Origin of the sequence: Bacillus sp. FSL R9-9497 (assembly GCF_038005805.1) — a bacterium.
In the GTDB taxonomy this organism is placed as follows: Bacteria; Bacillota; Bacilli; order Bacillales; family Bacillaceae_G; genus Bacillus_A; species Bacillus_A cereus.
The window spans coordinates 1383060-1398786 of sequence record NZ_JBBOTY010000001.1; the positions used below are offsets into that span (position 1 = coordinate 1383060).

Sequence of the window (15727 nt, forward strand, 5' to 3'; positions counted from 1 at the left end):
AAGGAGTTGTTCGTATGGGCAATTCCTTTTTTATAAAATAAAATAATTAAAATATATCGGAAAACTAGGATTGAAAAAAATCAGAATTGTGATAAAATACAAATACAAAGCTTATCAAGAGAAGCGGAGGGAACTGGCCCGAAGAAGCTCGGCAACCTGCTTATAGAAAGCAAGGTGCTAAATCCAGCAAAATGGGATCCATTTTGAAAGATAAGGTAAAATATATTACCGAACAGTCTTTTCGAAATGGGAAAGATTTTTTTTATGAATAAAAAGGGGGGCTGTTTGCGTGAGTGTACGGGAACATTTTGATGAAGTATCCGAGAAGATTGAAGCGATGCTTGCTGATATGAAATATGGTTCAATTACAATTGTTGTGCAAGATGGAAAAGTAATTCAGTTAGAGAAAAGTGAAAAAGTACGTTTAAAGTGAAAAGCGCTGACTAGAAAAACTAGAGGCGGTTTTAACCTATTTTCATTAGGTTAAAACCGTCTTTTTGCTTTTACAGGGGGAAAAAACATGTTGACGTATGAAACGTGGGAAGAAAATGTTGTTTCATTTTCGGAAGAAGACGAAACAAAAGGCGCGCTATCAGTATTAAAGTGGGCTTATGGAGAGTATAAAGATGAAATTGTCTACGCATGTAGCTTTGGGGTGGAAGGTATGGTATTGCTGCACCTTATAAACCAAGTAAATCCATATGCTAAAGTCGTATTTTTGGATACAAATGTTCATTTTCAAGAAACGTATGAATTAATTCGGAAAGTGCGGGAAAGATTTCCTTCATTGAATATTATAGAAAAACAGCCAGAACTTACACTTGATGAACAGGCGAAGTTGCATGGTGAAAAACTGTGGGAGAGCAATCCGAATCTTTGTTGTAAGATTAGAAAAATTTTACCTTTAGAAAAATCATTAGTAGTGGAAAAAGCATGGATATCAGGCTTAAGAAGGGAACAATCAGAAACACGTAAGCATACAAAGTTTATAAATCAAGATCATCGTTTTCAATCTATTAAAGTTTGTCCACTCATTCATTGGACGTGGAAAGAAGTTTGGCGATATGTATACAAACATAGCTTGCCGTATAACCCGTTGCATGATATTGGTTATCCAAGTATTGGGTGTGAGAAATGTACGTTACCTGTTGGGGATGGTGGCGATTCAAGAGATGGTAGATGGGCTGGAAAAGTGAAAACTGAATGTGGTCTTCATTATCAATAAGATGAATCTTGAAATAAAGCTAAGAGAGGATATAGAAAAATGAGCATAGTAAACGAATTAGTAAACCGTATAGATGAGGCATATGACGTATCACAAATTGAAAAAGAAATTAAGTTAGACAATATTGCGTTAAGTGATTTAGAACTATTGGCGACAGGTGGATATAGCCCCCTTACTGGTTTTTTAGGGAAGGAAGATTATGATTCAGTCGTAGAAACGCTTCGTTTAGCAAATGGTAGTGTGTGGAGTATACCAATTACATTACCTGTAACAGAAAAAGTCGCAGAAAGCCTGAAAGTTGGAGAGGAAGTAAAGCTTGTCAACAATGGAAATATATATGGTGTCATTCAAATAGAAGATATTTTTGTACCAGATAAAGAAAAAGAAGCGTTACTTGTATATAAAACAACGGATGGGGCTCATCCAGGAGTGGAAAAATTATATGAACGACCAAACGTTTACGTTGGAGGAACTATTATTCTAACAAAACGCTTTGAAAATAATCAATTTCCTTCTTATCATTTAGACCCAATTGAAACGAGGGAAGAATTTAAAAAACGTGGGTGGAAAACAGTGGTCGGGTTTCAAACGAGAAACCCGGTACATCGTGCCCATGAGTATATCCAAAAGTCTGCTCTTGAAATTGTAGATGGTCTCTTTTTAAATCCGCTCGTTGGAGAAACGAAATCGGATGATATTCCTGCTGATGTAAGAATGGAAAGCTATGAAGTACTCCTTCAAAACTATTATCCGAAAAAGCGTGTCTTTTTAAGTGTATTTCCTGCTGCCATGCGTTACGCAGGACCAAGGGAAGCGATATTTCATGCGTTAGTAAGAAAGAATTTTGGATGTACCCACTTTATAGTAGGGCGCGATCATGCAGGGGTAGGAGATTATTACGGAACGTATGAAGCGCAAGAAATTTTCACGAATTTTACGATAGAAGAGTTAGGAATTACACCACTATTCTTTGAACATAGTTTTTACTGCACGAAATGTGAAGCGATGGCTTCAACGAAAACATGTCCGCACGGAAAAGAAGATCATGTTATTTTATCGGGTACAAAAGTAAGAGAATTATTAAGAAACGGTGAGATTCCGCCGAGTACATTTAGTCGTAAAGAAGTAGTGGAAGTACTAATTAAAGGATTGAAAAAAGCAGTAGTAACAGAATAGGGAGAGAACGAGATGGATACGAATATTACTTGGCATACAGCGTCGGTTTCAAAAGATGAGAGAAGAGCGAAGAATGGACATCACAGTTTTGTAATTTGGTTTACTGGTTTATCAGCTTCGGGTAAATCTACAGTAGCGAATGCGGTCGCTCGTAAACTGTTTGAAAAGAATATTGGAAATTATGTGCTGGATGGGGATAACATTCGTCACGGTTTAAATAAAGACTTAGGATTTTCTGAAAGTGATCGCATGGAAAATATAAGACGTATTGGCGAAGTGGCAAAGTTATTTGTAGATCAAGGAACAGTTGTCCTTACAGCATTTATTTCACCATTTCGAGTAGACCGTAAACAAGTAAGAGATTTATTAGCGGCAGATGAATTTATTGAAATTTTTGTGAAGTGTCCGATTGAAGAGTGTGAGAAACGTGATCCGAAAGGGCTTTATAAAAAGGCAAGAAAAGGTGACATTAAGGATTTCACAGGTATTGATTCGCCTTATGAAGAGCCAGAGCAAGCGGAATTAATTGTAGAAACGCACAAATATTCTATTGAAGAATGTGCAGAACAAATCGTGAAGTACTTACAAGAGCGTAGTTTTATATAGGGGGATAAACAATGAGTTATGAAAAAGTATGGGCTAACAATGAAAAATTAAATCAGACCGAGAAAAATAAATTAGAAAAAGATGGCTTAGAAATTTTTAATGATATTCCTTACTATGCGGAAAATGGTTTCGAATCTATTCCGAAAGAAGAGTGGGATGCCTTTAAATGGGCAGGCTTGTATTTACAAAGACCGAAAGAAGCTGGTTATTTTATGATGCGGGTAAATATTCCGTCAGGGATTATTACAAATGCACAGGCAGAAGTACTTGCTTCTATCGCTGAAGATTATGGACGTGATGTAATAGATATTACGACGAGACAAGCGATTCAGTTTCATTGGTTAGAAATTCATCAAATTCCAGATATTTTTAATAGATTAGCGAGAGTTGGATTGTCTTCAGCTGGAGCGTGTGGTGATATAACGCGTAATATTACAGGTAATCCGCTTGCTGGCATTGATGCAAATGAATTATTTGATACAACGCATATTGTAAAAGAAGTATACGATTACTTCCAGCATAATGAAGAGTTTTCTAATTTACCACGTAAATTTAAAATGTCTATTAGCTCTAATATTTATAACTCAGCAAACGCAGAGATTAACTGTGTTGCATTTACACCTGCTACGAAAGAAATAGATGGTGAGAAAAAAGTTGGTTTTCATATAAAAGTAGGTGGAGGATTATCAGCCCGTCCGTATTTAGCTGAGGAATTAGATGTATTCGTTTTACCAGAAGAAGTGAAGGCGGTGGCGATTGCGATTGCTACTATATTCCGTGATTTTGGATATCGTGAGAAACGTCATTTAGCTCGGTTGAAATTTCTTGTTGCGGACTGGGGAGCAGAGAAATTTAAAGAGAAACTAATAGAGTATACAGGGCCTTTACAAAGTAAAGGGGAAAGTGCACTCAAAGGATGGAATGCAGGCTATTTTTATGGTGTTCAAGACCAAAAACAAGAGGGATTAAAATATGTAGGTTTTAATGTACCGGTAGGTCGTTTACATGCAGAAGAAATGTTTGAGATTGCAAGAATCGCAAAGCAATATGGAAATGGACAAATTCGTACATGTAACTCGCAAAACTTCATTATTCCGAACGTTCCTCCGGAAAATGTAAAAGGATTACTTAGTGAACCGCTGTTTGAAGCGATATCTGCTAGCCCGAAATCATTTATTGGTCATGCGGTTTCATGTACCGGTATTGAATATTGTAATCTTGCACTAGTAGAAACGAAAGAAAGATTACGAAAAATTGCAGAATACTTAGATACACAAATTGCACTCGATGTTCCAGTTCGAATTCATATGGTAGGCTGCCCGAATTCATGTGGTCAACGTCAAATTGCTGACATTGGGTTACAAGGTGTGAAAATGAAAACGAAGGAAAAAGGCATTGTTGAAGCGTTTGAAATATACGTAGGTGGAACATTATTAGATGGCGGTGCCTACAATCAAAAGTTAAAAGGAAAAATAGATGGCGAGGATCTACCTGATGTACTCGCATCATTTATAAGTTATTTCAAAGAGAATAAATTACCAGCCGAAACATTTTATGATTTTGTAGGTCGTGTTGGTGTAGATACATTACAAATAGCGTTAAATAACGTGCTAGAAGAAGTAATAGCGTCTTAGGAGGGACGATATGGATTTATATCGATTTGAAGCTGTATTAGTGAGTGATATTGTTCCGATAGTTGTTGTTGCTCAAAGTGAAGAACAGGCATTTAAGCTTGCGGAGATTGAGCTTGAAAAGCATTTTTTACCGTTGCCAGAGGTAAAAGAGATTTCTTTGTTTGAAAAAAAGAAGATTCGAAAAGGTGCGGCATTTGTTATCCATGAGTAGAGATCAGTAATACGAAAAAATAAAAACTTCCATTCTTATATACGAATGGAAGTTTCATTTTAATAGAAGAAATGAGGAGAGATGATGGGAAAGGTTTATATTGTTGGAGCGGGTCCTGGCGATCCAGATTTAATTACTGTTAAAGGGTTGAAATGTATTGAGAAGGCAGATGTTATTTTATACGACCGACTTGTGAATAAAGAGCTGCTTTCACACGCAAAGCCTGACGCGGATTTAATTTATTGCGGAAAACTCCCGAATTATCACACGATGAAGCAAGAGACAATTAACACGTTTCTTATTAAGTATGCGAAAAAAGGAAAAGTTGTAACGAGGCTTAAGGGCGGCGATCCATTTGTGTTTGGTAGAGGGGGAGAAGAAGCTGAAGCATTAGCAAAGCAAGGTGTACCATTTGAAATCATTCCTGGTATTTCAGCTGGAATAGCTGCTCCTGCTTATGCGGGCATTCCAGTGACGCACCGTGATGCAAGTGCAAGTTTTGCTATTGTGACTGGGCATAGGAAAGAAGGTGCTGAAGAAGAAGTGAAATGGGAAAGTTTAGCGAAAGGTGTAGAGACTTTAGCGGTATATATGGGGGTTAGTAATTTGCCCTACATATGTGAGCAACTTATGAAGCATGGAAAAGATAAAAGTACGCCAGCTGCTATTATTGAGCAGGGGACGACGTCTATGCAACGCACAGTTGTTGGAACGTTAGGGACAATTGTAGATGTTGCGAAAAAAGAGCAAATTCAAAATCCGAGCATGATTGTAATTGGAGAAGTTGTCCGTTTTAGAGAAAAAATTCATTGGTTTGAGAAGCAGACAGAAAATGCTTATCAAGTAAGTGGAGTGTTGTAAAATGAAAGCCGTTTTATATATATGTCATGGAAGTCGTTTGAAGACAGCGAAAGAAGAGGCGATTCAATTTATTACATCGTGTATGAGCCGTATAGAAGCGACTATTCAAGAAGTTTGTTTTTTAGAGTTAGCGAATCCTTCTATTGAAGATGGTTTTCGTACATGTGTGAAGCGTGGGGCCACAGAGATTATTGCTATCCCTGTTTTTTTATTAGCGGCAGGTCATGTGAAGAAAGATATTCCGTTTGAATTGGTAAAGCTCAAGAATCAATATCCAAATGTTAAAGTGACTTATGGTAATCCGTTTGGTGTATCAGAAACACTTGTTAAATCGGTGTATAGCGGAAGTGGCATCGAACAGGAAGATAAAAATGAAGTGACGTTACTTCTCGTTGCAAGAGGGAGTAGTGATCCTGAAGTATTAAGAGATATAAACTGGATTGCTTCTTTATTTCAAACAAAAGAGAAGGTTAAAAAAGTAGAAGTTTGTTATTTAGCGGCTGCAGAGCCAAAATTTGAGGAGAAGTTAAAGGAAGTTGTAGAACGAAAAGAAAAGAACATCGTTGTACTGCCTTACTTGTTATTTACAGGTTTACTTATGAAACATATTGAGAAAGAAGTGCGCCAATATGAATTGGAAGAGATAAAAATCAGTCCATATTTAGGGAAGAATGAAGCGTTTCAAGATATGTTAATTCAGAAAACGACGGAGTTATTGAAAGGAGATCAGTATGTATCCACTTACAGTGCGAGTTAATGAGAAACGCGTTGTTGTTATTGGCGGGGGAAAAGTTGCAGGATTTAAAATTATTCCTTTACTCAAACAGGGTGCGGATATAGTTGTGATAAGTCCAGAATTAGATGCGAATTTAGTAAAACTTGTGGAAGAAAAGAAAATTCGTTGGTATCAAAGAGAATATGAAAAAAGTGATATTAAAAGTGCTTTTTTAGTTGTTGCAGCGAGTAGTGATTCAATATTAAATGAACAAGTTGCTGAAGATGCCGCTGAGAATCAATTAGTAAATGTTATTACAAATCCGGAAAGTGGTAATGTTCATTTTCCGGCAGCGATTCATCGTGGTTTACTTAATATAGCAGTTTCTACTGGGGGAGCGAGCCCGAAGCTCGCAAAAAAAATTCGAGATGATATTGCAAATAAATATGATGAGACATATGAATCGTATTTAGATTTTTTATATGAAGTAAGGTTGAAGTTAAAAGATTTACAGTTAGAAAAGAGGGAACGAAATATATTGCTCCAAGAAGTGTTGAAATCAGTATATGTGCAAAACGAGGGGAAAAGAGAAAGTTTTTTACGAGAATTAGAGGAAAAGATTTTAAAATAATAAAAGATAAAGTGCGCTTTACAAATATAAAAATATAATTTATAATCACAAGTAACTTCAATAGATGAAATCGATGAGCAAGAAGAGTACGTATATTTGATGCGTTCAGAGAGCTGGGGTTAGGTGGGAGCCCGGTACGATAAAATATACAGAATGGGCTTGCGAGAGGTATGTTGAACATTGTAGTAGGCAACCCGGGTTCCGCCGTTAAAAGGATAGAGTATCGGAATTATTCCTGTACTTGAACAAGTGGGATTTATCAATCCAATTGAGGTGGTACCACGGTATTTATATTACATATATCGTCCTCTACATGCATATTTGCGTGTAGGGGACTTTTTTATTTTCTAAAGGAGGTGTGCGAGTATGAAATGAAAGTGTATAATTAACAAAAGTTTAAATATTCAGAAAAGGAGAATTTATGATGAAAGAAACACAGCAATGGACGTCGAAAATAGGCTTTGTACTCGCAGCAGCCGGAGCCGCAGTAGGTCTTGGTGCGATATGGAAATTTCCATATGTTGCAGGTAATGGCGGGGGAGGCGCATTCTTCCTTGTATTTTTACTATTAACTTTATTTATAGGTATGCCTCTTTTAATAGCGGAGTTTGTTATTGGACGTAGCACGCAAAAAGAGGCCGTTACAGCTTATAAAGTACTAGTGCCAAATAGCAAAGTATATCCTTGGATTGGTCGTATGGGAGTTGTTACTTGTTTTAGTGTACTATCTTTTTATAGTGTTGTAGGTGGATGGATTTTACTTTATTTATATTATAGTGTGACAGGAAGTTTCTGGAATAGAGCAGCTGATTATGGACAATTGTTCGGTGAAACGATTTCAAATCCGTTAAGTGCGATTGGAGCACAATTTATCTTTATGCTTTGTACAATTTTTGTCGTAAGTAAAGGTGTAGAGAAAGGTATAGAAAAGGCAAGTAAGTACATGATGCCGCTATTATTTATTTTATTTATTGCGATTATTGTTCGTGCGTTAACACTCGATGGTGCTTTTGCTGGAGTAGAGTTCTTCTTAAAGCCAGATTTTTCAAAGCTTACAGCAGATACGATTTTATACGCGATGGGACAATCTTTCTTCTCACTAACAGTAGGTGCCTCAGTAATGGTCACGTATAGTTCGTATTTAAAGAAAGAGGAACATTTAGCGAAATCAGCAACATCTATTGTAAGTTTAACTGTTTTTGTTACAGTACTTGCAGGATTAGCAATTTTCCCAGCGATTTTCGCATTAGGAGTTAAACCGACTGAAGGACCAGGATTACTGTTTATCGTCCTTCCGGCAGTATTTGCAAAAATACCATTTGGTCAATTTTTCTTTATTATGTTTTTAATTTTATTCTTCTTTGCGACTTTAACATCAGCAATTTCAATGCTTGAAATTGTAGTAGCATCTGTTGCGAAAGGTAATGAGAAGAAGCGTCCATCAGCATCATTATTAATCGGTATTCTTATTTTTGCAGTCGGTATTCCATCAGCTTTATCATTTGGGATTATGAGTGACGTGAAAATATTCGGGAAAACATTCTTTGATTTAGTTGACTTTTCGGTAAGTAACGTATTGCTGCCGTTAGGAGTACTAGCTATTTCATTATTTGTACCAAATAAAATGAGTAAAGAGTTATTGATGAAAGAATTAGAAGTGACGGAAACGAAGGGGAAAACGTTATTTAACATTTGGTTCTTCTTACTTCGTTATGTTATTCCGGTAACTGTAATAATTGTATTTTTAAATGCGATAGGTGTATTTAAAATGTTTGCATAAAAAAAGGCGGGGATCTCCCGTCTTTTTTTATGTGGATGTTGATGAGTGTAATAAACGATTATATGCTTTATAGGCTGTAGTGACTGCAAGGAATGAACCGATTAAAAATAATACTGAGCCGCCAAATGTAAATATCCGGCCAATATACGTCTCTCTAGCTTCTTCTATTTTTTGTTGTAATTGCGTATTCATATTGATCACCCCGTAAACTATAGGCATTTAGTTATAGTCTATGTAGAATGCCTATATTGTGTGAAGTGTAAATAAAAAACCTCGGTAGGCACCGAGGTTTTTTATAATCCGATATAAGGAGATGGGTCAACTGCGTTTGTCTTGCCGACATTCCATTCTCCAAGATGAAGTTCGAAGTGTAAATGTTGTCCGTATGATTGGCCCGTGTTCCCCATAAATCCAAGCTGAGCGCCTTGTTTTACAGTTTGTCCATTCGATACAGAACGGCTATTCATATGAGCATATACTGTCGTATATGTTTTTCCGTTTATACGGTGAGATAAATACACTACGTTTCCGTAACTAGATGATAATTCTGAACGAATAACAACGCCATCTGCAGCGGCGATAATTGGAACCGTTCCCGAAGCAGCGATGTCAATTCCTTTATGGTTATCTAAAGAACGTACACCAAATCCGGAAGTTTTTGATCCAGCTGCTGGTTTGATAAAGCCACCGATGTTTGTATCATGTGGTGTTGGAGCGGCTTGAGTTGCTTGAGCAGATTTAGTAGCTTGTTGTTTGCGGGCCTCTTCTGCCTGGCGGGCTTCTTCCGCTTTACGAGCTTCTTCGGCCCGTTTTTCTTCTTCAATTGCTTTTTGCACAGCTTGACGTTGATTTTCTAAAATGCCTTTGGATTCTTCTAATCCTTCAATCTCTGAATCTACTTTTGCTACTTTCGTATGTAGATCGTTAATAAGAGTTTGTTGCTGTTGTTGGTTATTTTGTAATTCTTGCTGTTTTTGTTCTAGTTTTTGCTCAGATTCTTTCAGTTGTTGTTCTTTTTTCTCAACAGCCTCTTTTTCTGTAGTTACAGCATTTTGATCAGATGTTTGTTTTTTTACAATATCTGTATCGTTGTTTAATATTAAACTTACGGAGTACATATTATCAACAAGATCGGCAATATTTGAAGAATTTGTTAGTACCTCTGTAATGATATTTGTACGAGGTTTTTCTTGCATAGATTGTAATCGTTGTTTAATAACTTCCTGACGTGTATCTATGTTTGTTTGTAATTGTTCTATATGTTTCTTTTTGTCAGCAATTACTTGTTGAGTTTTGCTAATTTCTTTTTTTGTATCGTTTAATTCAGCTTCGTTTTTATTAATAGAAGTAGTTAATTCATCAATTTTCTTCTGTAATTCTTGAATTTCTTTTTCTATTTGTTCTTTCTCGACTGATTTATTTTGTAAGTCACTTTGTTTGCCTTCTAATTCAGATTGAATGTTAGATAATTTATCTTGATTTGTTTCAGCGTATACGGGTGAAAGTAACGGGGAAGCAAAAATCGTTCCTGCTGCTAAAACACTAAACGCTGCAAATTTCTTTTTCATAGTTGTCTGACTCCTTTCTCTATGAATGTTATATATCATAAGAAGAAGAGTGTCTATCGTTGTAATCATAATGTAAAGAAAACTTTATAAAATTGCTAAGTTTTGTCGGAATTTATCATTTTTCAACTGTAATTGTCATAGTACATACATTTTATTCATATGTGTAACAAAGGTATATTTTGGAATTAATCTGTAAAGTGAAGAAGGAAAGTAATCGTTTTTATGAGGTAAAATATTACTTGGAAAGCTAATAAAACACTAGTGAGGAATCGTTCTCATGTTAGGTTTTCTGACATGGGTCTGCTTTTTGTCAAGAAAATTATTTGTGTTCGGGCAAAGTTATTTTGTTGTCAGATTTAAATTTTTGATTTATGATTTTTAACAGGGACAAAATGTAGTGAATTGTCGAATAATATGTAATACTCTTAATTTCTTAGTTTTATAGAGATAGAATGAGAGATAGAGTGACACATCGAAGAGGGGGTTACAACAAATATGAAAAGAATAGGACTTGCATGGCAAATATTAATAGGGCTTGCGCTTGGTATTGCGGTTGGGGCGATTTTCTTTGATAATCCAGCTGTTGTGAAGTACTTACAACCAATTGGTGATATTTTCATCCGATTAATTAAAATGATCGTTGTACCGATTGTTGTAGCAAGTATTGTTGTTGGGGTTGCTGGTGTTGGCGATGTTAAAAAACTAGGTCGACTAGGCGGAAAAACAATTCTTTACTTTGAAATTATTACAACAATTGCAATTATTGTTGGTCTATTAATAGCGAATATTTTCCAACCAGGAAAAGGCGTAAATATGGAGCAGTTAACAAAGACAGATATTTCGAAATATACACATACGACAGAGCAAGTACAAAGTCATTCATTTGCAGATACGTTTGTAAATATTGTTCCAACGAACATTATGAAGTCATTGGCTGACGGAGATATGCTTGCTATTATCTTCTTCTCTGTACTATTTGGTTTAGGTGTAGCAGCAATTGGTGAAAGAGGAAGACCAGTTCTTCAATTTTTCCAAGGTGTAGCTGACGCAATGTTTTACGTAACAAACCAAGTTATGAAATTTGCACCATTTGGTGTGTTTGCACTAATTGGTGTTACAGTTTCTACATTTGGTCTTGCTTCATTAATTCCATTAGGGAAATTACTAATTGTCGTATATGGGGCAATGATCTTCTTCGTCGTAGTTGTCTTAGGACTTACAGCGAAAATATTTGGAATCAACATTTTCCAATTCTTTAAGATTTTAAAAGACGAGCTGATCTTAGCGTATTCTACAGCAAGCTCAGAAACAGTTTTACCAAAAATCATGGAGAAAATGGAGAAATTCGGTTGTCCGAAAGCAATTACATCTTTCGTTATTCCGACAGGTTATTCATTTAACTTAGATGGATCAACTTTATATCAAGCAATTGCGGCTATTTTCTTAGCGCAAATGTACGGTATTGATTTATCTATTACACAACAAATTACATTATTGCTTGTATTAATGGTTACATCAAAAGGTATCGCAGGTGTACCGGGCGTATCATTCGTTGTATTATTAGCGACACTTGGTACAGTAGGTATTCCACCTGAAGGCTTAGCGTTCATTGCTGGTATTGATCGTATTTTAGATATGGCTCGTACAGCAGTTAACGTTGTAGGAAACTCTTTAGCAGCTGTAGTTATGTCTAAGTGGGAAGGTCAATATGACGCTGAAAAAGGACAAGCTTATTTAAAAGAGATTTCTGAAAAGGGTCAAGCGGCTTAATTATAATATGAACAAGCTCTCACATAATATGTGGGAGCTTTTCTGTATATAGAAGAGGAGCAGACATAATGAAACGAAAATATGGTGACGGTTCTTCGTGGAAGAGACTAATAGAAAAGAGTTATACGGTTAAGCAAGTGGAAGAGGGAATGCTCGGAATACTGGATATAAAAAAGGTGAGAGAGCCTAGTTGTAAAGAATATGATGGTGAAGAACTTTGTATTGCAGCGGATCAGTATACGTGGATTCAATATTTCATAGACGGGAAAAACTTTGCGATTACCGCTATGTTAGATGATCAGAAAAAATTAGTGCAATATTATATAGATGTGGCGAAAGAATATAAAATAGACGATCGTGGTTTACCGTATTTTAATGATTTATATTTAGATGTAGTATTATTACCTAGCGGTAAGGTGTATGTATTAGATGAAGAGGAGCTAGAGTATGCTTATAAAAGTGGCGATGTCACGAAGGAAGAGTATGAGTTAGCTTGGTATACTACGAAATGGATATTAGCAACAATAAAAAATAGTAAATTTTATTGGATTTCAATATTGAAAGAAGAAATAGAAAAGTTGAAATGATTGTTGTATTCAAATTTTTGTATAATTACCAAAAAAATCTATACAAAAAATAATTGACTTTTGTTTTGTAAGCGAGTAAAGTTAGGGAAGAAATTATTATTAAAAAATAAATATGAAACCTTCTTATAAAGAGAGGCGGAGGGACTGGCCCTACGATGCCTCGGCAGCGGACTCGATTTCAGAGTGCTGTGCCAAATCCAGCAAGCGTGTGCTTGAAAGATGAGAAGAGTGTTTCTTATAGATGTATAAGACCTCTTCTCATCGGAAGAGGTCTTTTGTTATTCATTAGAAAAAGGTTGAAACTAGGGAGAGATGGTATTTTGAAAGAAACGAGAGAAAATGGTTTAGCTTTATTACCACTTGGGATATTTTTGGCGCTATTTATTGGTTCTGGAATTATTACAGGTGATTTCTATAAATTGCCGATACTTGTAGCGATTTCAATTGCTGTAGGAGTCGCTTTAGTGATGAATCGTAAAGAAAGTTTTAATGTGAAAGTAGAGCGGTTCGCTAAAGGTGCAGGAAATCCGGATATTATGATTATGGTATTAATTTTTGTGCTTGCAGGTGCATTTTCTGAAACTGCTAAAGGAATGGGCGGAGTAGACTCAACTGTTAATTTAGCGTTAACTATTTTACCGCCAGGATTTATCGTAGCTGGAATCTTTGTTATTGGTGCATTTATTTCATTAGCGATGGGAACTTCAATGGGAACAATTGCAGCATTAGCGCCGATTGCTGTAGGTATTAGTGGTCAAACTGATATCTCAATTGCGCTTGCAATGGCTACTGTTGTTGGCGGAGCTATGTTTGGTGATAATTTATCATTTATTTCAGATACAACAATTGCAGCTGTTCGTTCACAAGGAACAGAAATGAAAGATAAGTTTAAAACGAACTTTTTAATTGTGTTACCAGCGGCTATTATTACAATTGTACTATTAGTAATAGTTACTTCAGGAAGTGACACGCACATTAAAGCACATAACTTTGATTGGATAAAGATTTTACCGTACGCAGGAGTACTTATTACAGCGCTACTTGGCTGGAATGTACTTATTGTATTAACTGGTGGAACTGTACTATCTGGTGTTATCGGTCTTATAGATGGAAGTTACACGTTAGAAAGTTTCTTTAAAAGTGTAACGACTGGAATGGGCGGTATGATGGAGTTAGTATTACTTGCTATATTAATTGGCGGTATGGTTGAATTAATCCAATATAATGGTGGTATTCAATATTTGATGAATGTATTAACACGTAATATTCGTTCGAAAAAAGGAGCGGAATTTGGTATTGCTGGTTTAGTGAGTATGACGAATATGTGTACAGCGAATAATACGATTTCAATTATCTTTACAGGACCCCTTGCAAAAAATATTGCAGATCAATATGAAATAGACCCTCGTAAATCAGCGAGTGTATTAGATCTTTTCTCATGTTGTGTGCAAGGATTAATTCCGTACGGTGCCCAAATGTTAACGGCAGCAGGATTTGCAGCGTTATCTCCGGTTGAATTGTTGCCATATGCATTTTATCCAATGTTAGTTGGAGTATGTGGGATTGTTTCTATTTTAATTGGGTTTCCAAGGTTTTCGAAAGTAGCTGAGAAAAAAGAGTATCATAAAACAGCTTAATTTAATATGAATGTTAGTAATTAAAAAACGTGCAGAGAATAGATTCTGCACGTTTTTTTGCGTAAAGGGCTGAATATGACTCGGTCTTAAGTCTGAGTTAAAAACGGTTCTTAAGCTCGTTATGGGAAGATGAAAAATTAGTTAAGATAAGAGTATCAAATCGAAGGGAGGCAAGCACAAGATGAAACAATTTCTAGCGTTTATCGCAGCCGGTATTTTGGCTTTAATTGCTCTTGGTAGTCTTGCTGGTATTGTAGGATTCGCAATCGGAGCAGGAGTTGTATATTGGAGCTATAAATCATTTGTGCGAGCTAAATCATTTTTTGGAAAGTTAGCTTGGGGTATTGTTGGTTTAATCGGTTTATCCATTGCACTTTCTCATTCGCCAGCATTAATCGGTATCGCTGCTTTAGTGGTTTTATACTACGGATACCGTGAGTGGAAAAAAGAAAAAGATGTAGTTGTTGAATCTGCTCCAGAAAGTTCTAAACCATATAGCAACTTTGAAGATGAGTGGAACAAATTAATGAAAAACTAAAACAATAAATCAAATTATAAATAAAGTAGAAGAGAGGAAGATTTATAATGAAACAATCTTTATTCGGACGTGTACGCGATGCGATTTTAGCTGATTTTCATAACGTGTTAGATGAGAAGGAAAGAAAAAATCCAATTGCGATGTTAAACCAATATTTACGTGATAGTGAGCGTGAAATAACAAAAATTGAGAAGTTAATTGGGCGTCATAAAACATTAAAATCTAATTTTGCTCGTGAGCTTGAGCAAGCACGTTATTTCGTTAATAAAAGATCAAAGCAAGCTATCATTGCTCAAGAAGCAGGCGAATTACAATTGCACGAACGTGCGTTAGAAGAGGTAGCTTATTATGAAGGGCAAGTAACTCGATTAGAAGAAATGTATGCAGGTGTTGTAGAGCAAATTGATGAGTTAGAGCGTCGTCTTTCTGAAATGAAAAATAAATTAAAAGAAATGCACGCAAAGCGCATGGAACTAATGGCACGTGAAAATATGGCACATGCAAATCGTCGTATGAATACTGCGATGTATAAAATGGATGAAAATAATCCGTTCTTACGATTTGAAGAGATTGAAGATCATATTCGTGACTTAGAAACTCGTATGAATGAAGAGCATGAGCGTGACACGTTTGATATGAAAATTGCAAAACTTGAGCGTGAAATGAAAGAAAAGAATGATGTATCGTTAACGAAAGAGTTAACAAAATAATAGTGGTATATTATAAAACAGGCTTATGATATAGTGATAGGAGAAAAGGTGTTGGAAAGCAATGCCTTTTCTTCTATG

The 15727-nt window shown here is 36.0% G+C and carries 17 protein-coding genes, 2 riboswitches and 1 other annotated feature; of the genes, 15 read left to right on the forward strand and 2 right to left on the reverse strand.

Annotated features, from left to right (window positions below; genetic code table 11):
- Positions 1-108: 108 nt before the first annotated feature.
- Positions 109-217: riboswitch (SAM riboswitch) on the forward strand.
- Between the two features lie 72 nt (positions 218-289).
- The 10 genes from MKY21_RS07210 to MKY21_RS07255 all read left to right on the forward strand — a co-directional run bounded on the left by MKY21_RS07210 (position 290) and on the right by MKY21_RS07255 (position 8839).
- Positions 290-433: a YezD family protein gene (locus MKY21_RS07210; protein WP_000116158.1), complete on the forward strand. Its 144-nt coding sequence runs from the start codon at positions 290-292 to the stop codon at positions 431-433.
- Positions 434-520: 87 nt separating this feature from the next.
- Positions 521-1225 carry a phosphoadenylyl-sulfate reductase gene (locus tag MKY21_RS07215; protein WP_000959010.1) on the forward strand — a complete coding sequence of 235 codons (705 nt, stop codon included), beginning with the start codon at positions 521-523 and terminating at the stop codon, positions 1223-1225.
- Positions 1226-1264: 39 nt separating this feature from the next.
- A complete protein-coding gene (gene sat / locus MKY21_RS07220) occupies positions 1265-2401 on the forward strand; it encodes a sulfate adenylyltransferase (protein WP_000029483.1) in 1137 nt (378 codons plus the stop codon).
- 12 nt (positions 2402-2413) lie between these two features.
- Positions 2414-3007, forward strand: coding sequence for an adenylyl-sulfate kinase (gene cysC, locus MKY21_RS07225; protein ID WP_000380494.1), 594 nt, complete (start codon positions 2414-2416; stop codon positions 3005-3007).
- Between the two features lie 11 nt (positions 3008-3018).
- Positions 3019-4641 (forward strand): nitrite/sulfite reductase, encoded by a 1623-nt coding sequence (locus tag MKY21_RS07230; protein WP_000119607.1) that lies wholly within the window; start codon positions 3019-3021, stop codon positions 4639-4641.
- A 10-nt stretch (positions 4642-4651) separates the two neighbouring features.
- A complete protein-coding gene (locus MKY21_RS07235; protein ID WP_000366918.1) occupies positions 4652-4852 on the forward strand; it encodes a DUF3906 family protein in 201 nt (66 codons plus the stop codon).
- An 84-nt stretch (positions 4853-4936) separates the two neighbouring features.
- Positions 4937-5713: a uroporphyrinogen-III C-methyltransferase gene (cobA, locus tag MKY21_RS07240; protein WP_000521255.1), complete on the forward strand. Its 777-nt coding sequence runs from the start codon at positions 4937-4939 to the stop codon at positions 5711-5713.
- 1 nt (position 5714) lies between these two features.
- Positions 5715-6470, forward strand: coding sequence for a sirohydrochlorin chelatase (locus MKY21_RS07245; RefSeq protein WP_000648889.1), 756 nt, complete (start codon positions 5715-5717; stop codon positions 6468-6470).
- Entirely contained in the window at positions 6445-7059 is a 615-nt protein-coding gene (locus MKY21_RS07250) for an NAD(P)-binding protein (protein ID WP_000283355.1), read from the forward strand. Before MKY21_RS07245 ends, MKY21_RS07250 begins: the two co-directional genes overlap by 26 nt.
- 64 nt (positions 7060-7123) lie before the next feature.
- Positions 7124-7372, forward strand: a binding site (T-box leader).
- 111 nt (positions 7373-7483) lie between these two features.
- Positions 7484-8839 (forward strand): sodium-dependent transporter, encoded by a 1356-nt coding sequence (locus MKY21_RS07255; RefSeq protein ID WP_000665441.1) that lies wholly within the window; start codon positions 7484-7486, stop codon positions 8837-8839.
- 27 nt (positions 8840-8866) lie between these two features.
- Here the strand turns inward: MKY21_RS07255 and MKY21_RS07260 are convergent, their stop codons facing one another.
- Complete coding sequence (locus MKY21_RS07260) at positions 8867-9031, reverse strand: hypothetical protein (RefSeq protein ID WP_001096002.1); 165 nt, start codon at positions 9029-9031, stop codon at positions 8867-8869.
- Positions 9032-9132: 101 nt separating this feature from the next.
- Positions 9133-10407, reverse strand: coding sequence for a murein hydrolase activator EnvC family protein (locus MKY21_RS07265; RefSeq protein WP_341075812.1), 1275 nt, complete (start codon positions 10405-10407; stop codon positions 9133-9135).
- Positions 10408-10902: 495 nt separating this feature from the next.
- Between MKY21_RS07265 and gltP the strand changes: the two genes are divergently transcribed.
- From gltP to MKY21_RS07290, 5 genes are all read left to right on the forward strand, one after another.
- Complete coding sequence (gene gltP / locus MKY21_RS07270; RefSeq protein ID WP_000821130.1) at positions 10903-12177, forward strand: glutamate/aspartate:proton symporter GltP; 1275 nt, start codon at positions 10903-10905, stop codon at positions 12175-12177.
- 68 nt (positions 12178-12245) lie between these two features.
- Entirely contained in the window at positions 12246-12764 is a 519-nt protein-coding gene (locus MKY21_RS07275; protein ID WP_341075814.1) for a DUF402 domain-containing protein, read from the forward strand.
- Positions 12765-12884: 120 nt separating this feature from the next.
- Positions 12885-12990: riboswitch (SAM riboswitch) on the forward strand.
- Positions 12991-13084: 94 nt separating this feature from the next.
- Positions 13085-14401, forward strand: coding sequence for a Na+/H+ antiporter NhaC family protein (locus MKY21_RS07280; protein ID WP_000665465.1), 1317 nt, complete (start codon positions 13085-13087; stop codon positions 14399-14401).
- Between the two features lie 181 nt (positions 14402-14582).
- Positions 14583-14939, forward strand: a complete 357-nt coding sequence (locus MKY21_RS07285) for a lmo0954 family membrane protein (protein ID WP_000808640.1) — start codon at positions 14583-14585, stop codon at positions 14937-14939.
- Between the two features lie 47 nt (positions 14940-14986).
- Positions 14987-15649 (forward strand): PspA/IM30 family protein, encoded by a 663-nt coding sequence (locus MKY21_RS07290; RefSeq protein WP_341075818.1) that lies wholly within the window; start codon positions 14987-14989, stop codon positions 15647-15649.
- Positions 15650-15727: the final 78 nt, after the last annotated feature.

Coding starts and splice junctions, on each gene's coding strand:
- MKY21_RS07245 (WP_000648889.1), top strand. CDS start 5,715: ATGAAAGCCGTTTTATATATATGTCATGGAAGTCGTTTGAAGACAGCG.
- MKY21_RS07285 (WP_000808640.1), top strand. CDS start 14,583: ATGAAACAATTTCTAGCGTTTATCGCAGCCGGTATTTTGGCTTTAATT.
- MKY21_RS07255 (WP_000665441.1), top strand. CDS start 7,484: ATGAAAGAAACACAGCAATGGACGTCGAAAATAGGCTTTGTACTCGCA.
- MKY21_RS07260 (WP_001096002.1), bottom strand. CDS start 9,031: ATGAATACGCAATTACAACAAAAAATAGAAGAAGCTAGAGAGACGTAT.
- MKY21_RS07265 (WP_341075812.1), bottom strand. CDS start 10,407: ATGAAAAAGAAATTTGCAGCGTTTAGTGTTTTAGCAGCAGGAACGATT.
- gltP (WP_000821130.1), top strand. CDS start 10,903: ATGAAAAGAATAGGACTTGCATGGCAAATATTAATAGGGCTTGCGCTT.
- MKY21_RS07230 (WP_000119607.1), top strand. CDS start 3,019: ATGAGTTATGAAAAAGTATGGGCTAACAATGAAAAATTAAATCAGACC.
- MKY21_RS07250 (WP_000283355.1), top strand. CDS start 6,445: ATGTATCCACTTACAGTGCGAGTTAATGAGAAACGCGTTGTTGTTATT.
- cobA (WP_000521255.1), top strand. CDS start 4,937: ATGGGAAAGGTTTATATTGTTGGAGCGGGTCCTGGCGATCCAGATTTA.
- cysC (WP_000380494.1), top strand. CDS start 2,414: ATGGATACGAATATTACTTGGCATACAGCGTCGGTTTCAAAAGATGAG.
- MKY21_RS07235 (WP_000366918.1), top strand. CDS start 4,652: ATGGATTTATATCGATTTGAAGCTGTATTAGTGAGTGATATTGTTCCG.
- MKY21_RS07290 (WP_341075818.1), top strand. CDS start 14,987: ATGAAACAATCTTTATTCGGACGTGTACGCGATGCGATTTTAGCTGAT.
- MKY21_RS07275 (WP_341075814.1), top strand. CDS start 12,246: ATGAAACGAAAATATGGTGACGGTTCTTCGTGGAAGAGACTAATAGAA.
- sat (WP_000029483.1), top strand. CDS start 1,265: ATGAGCATAGTAAACGAATTAGTAAACCGTATAGATGAGGCATATGAC.
- MKY21_RS07215 (WP_000959010.1), top strand. CDS start 521: ATGTTGACGTATGAAACGTGGGAAGAAAATGTTGTTTCATTTTCGGAA.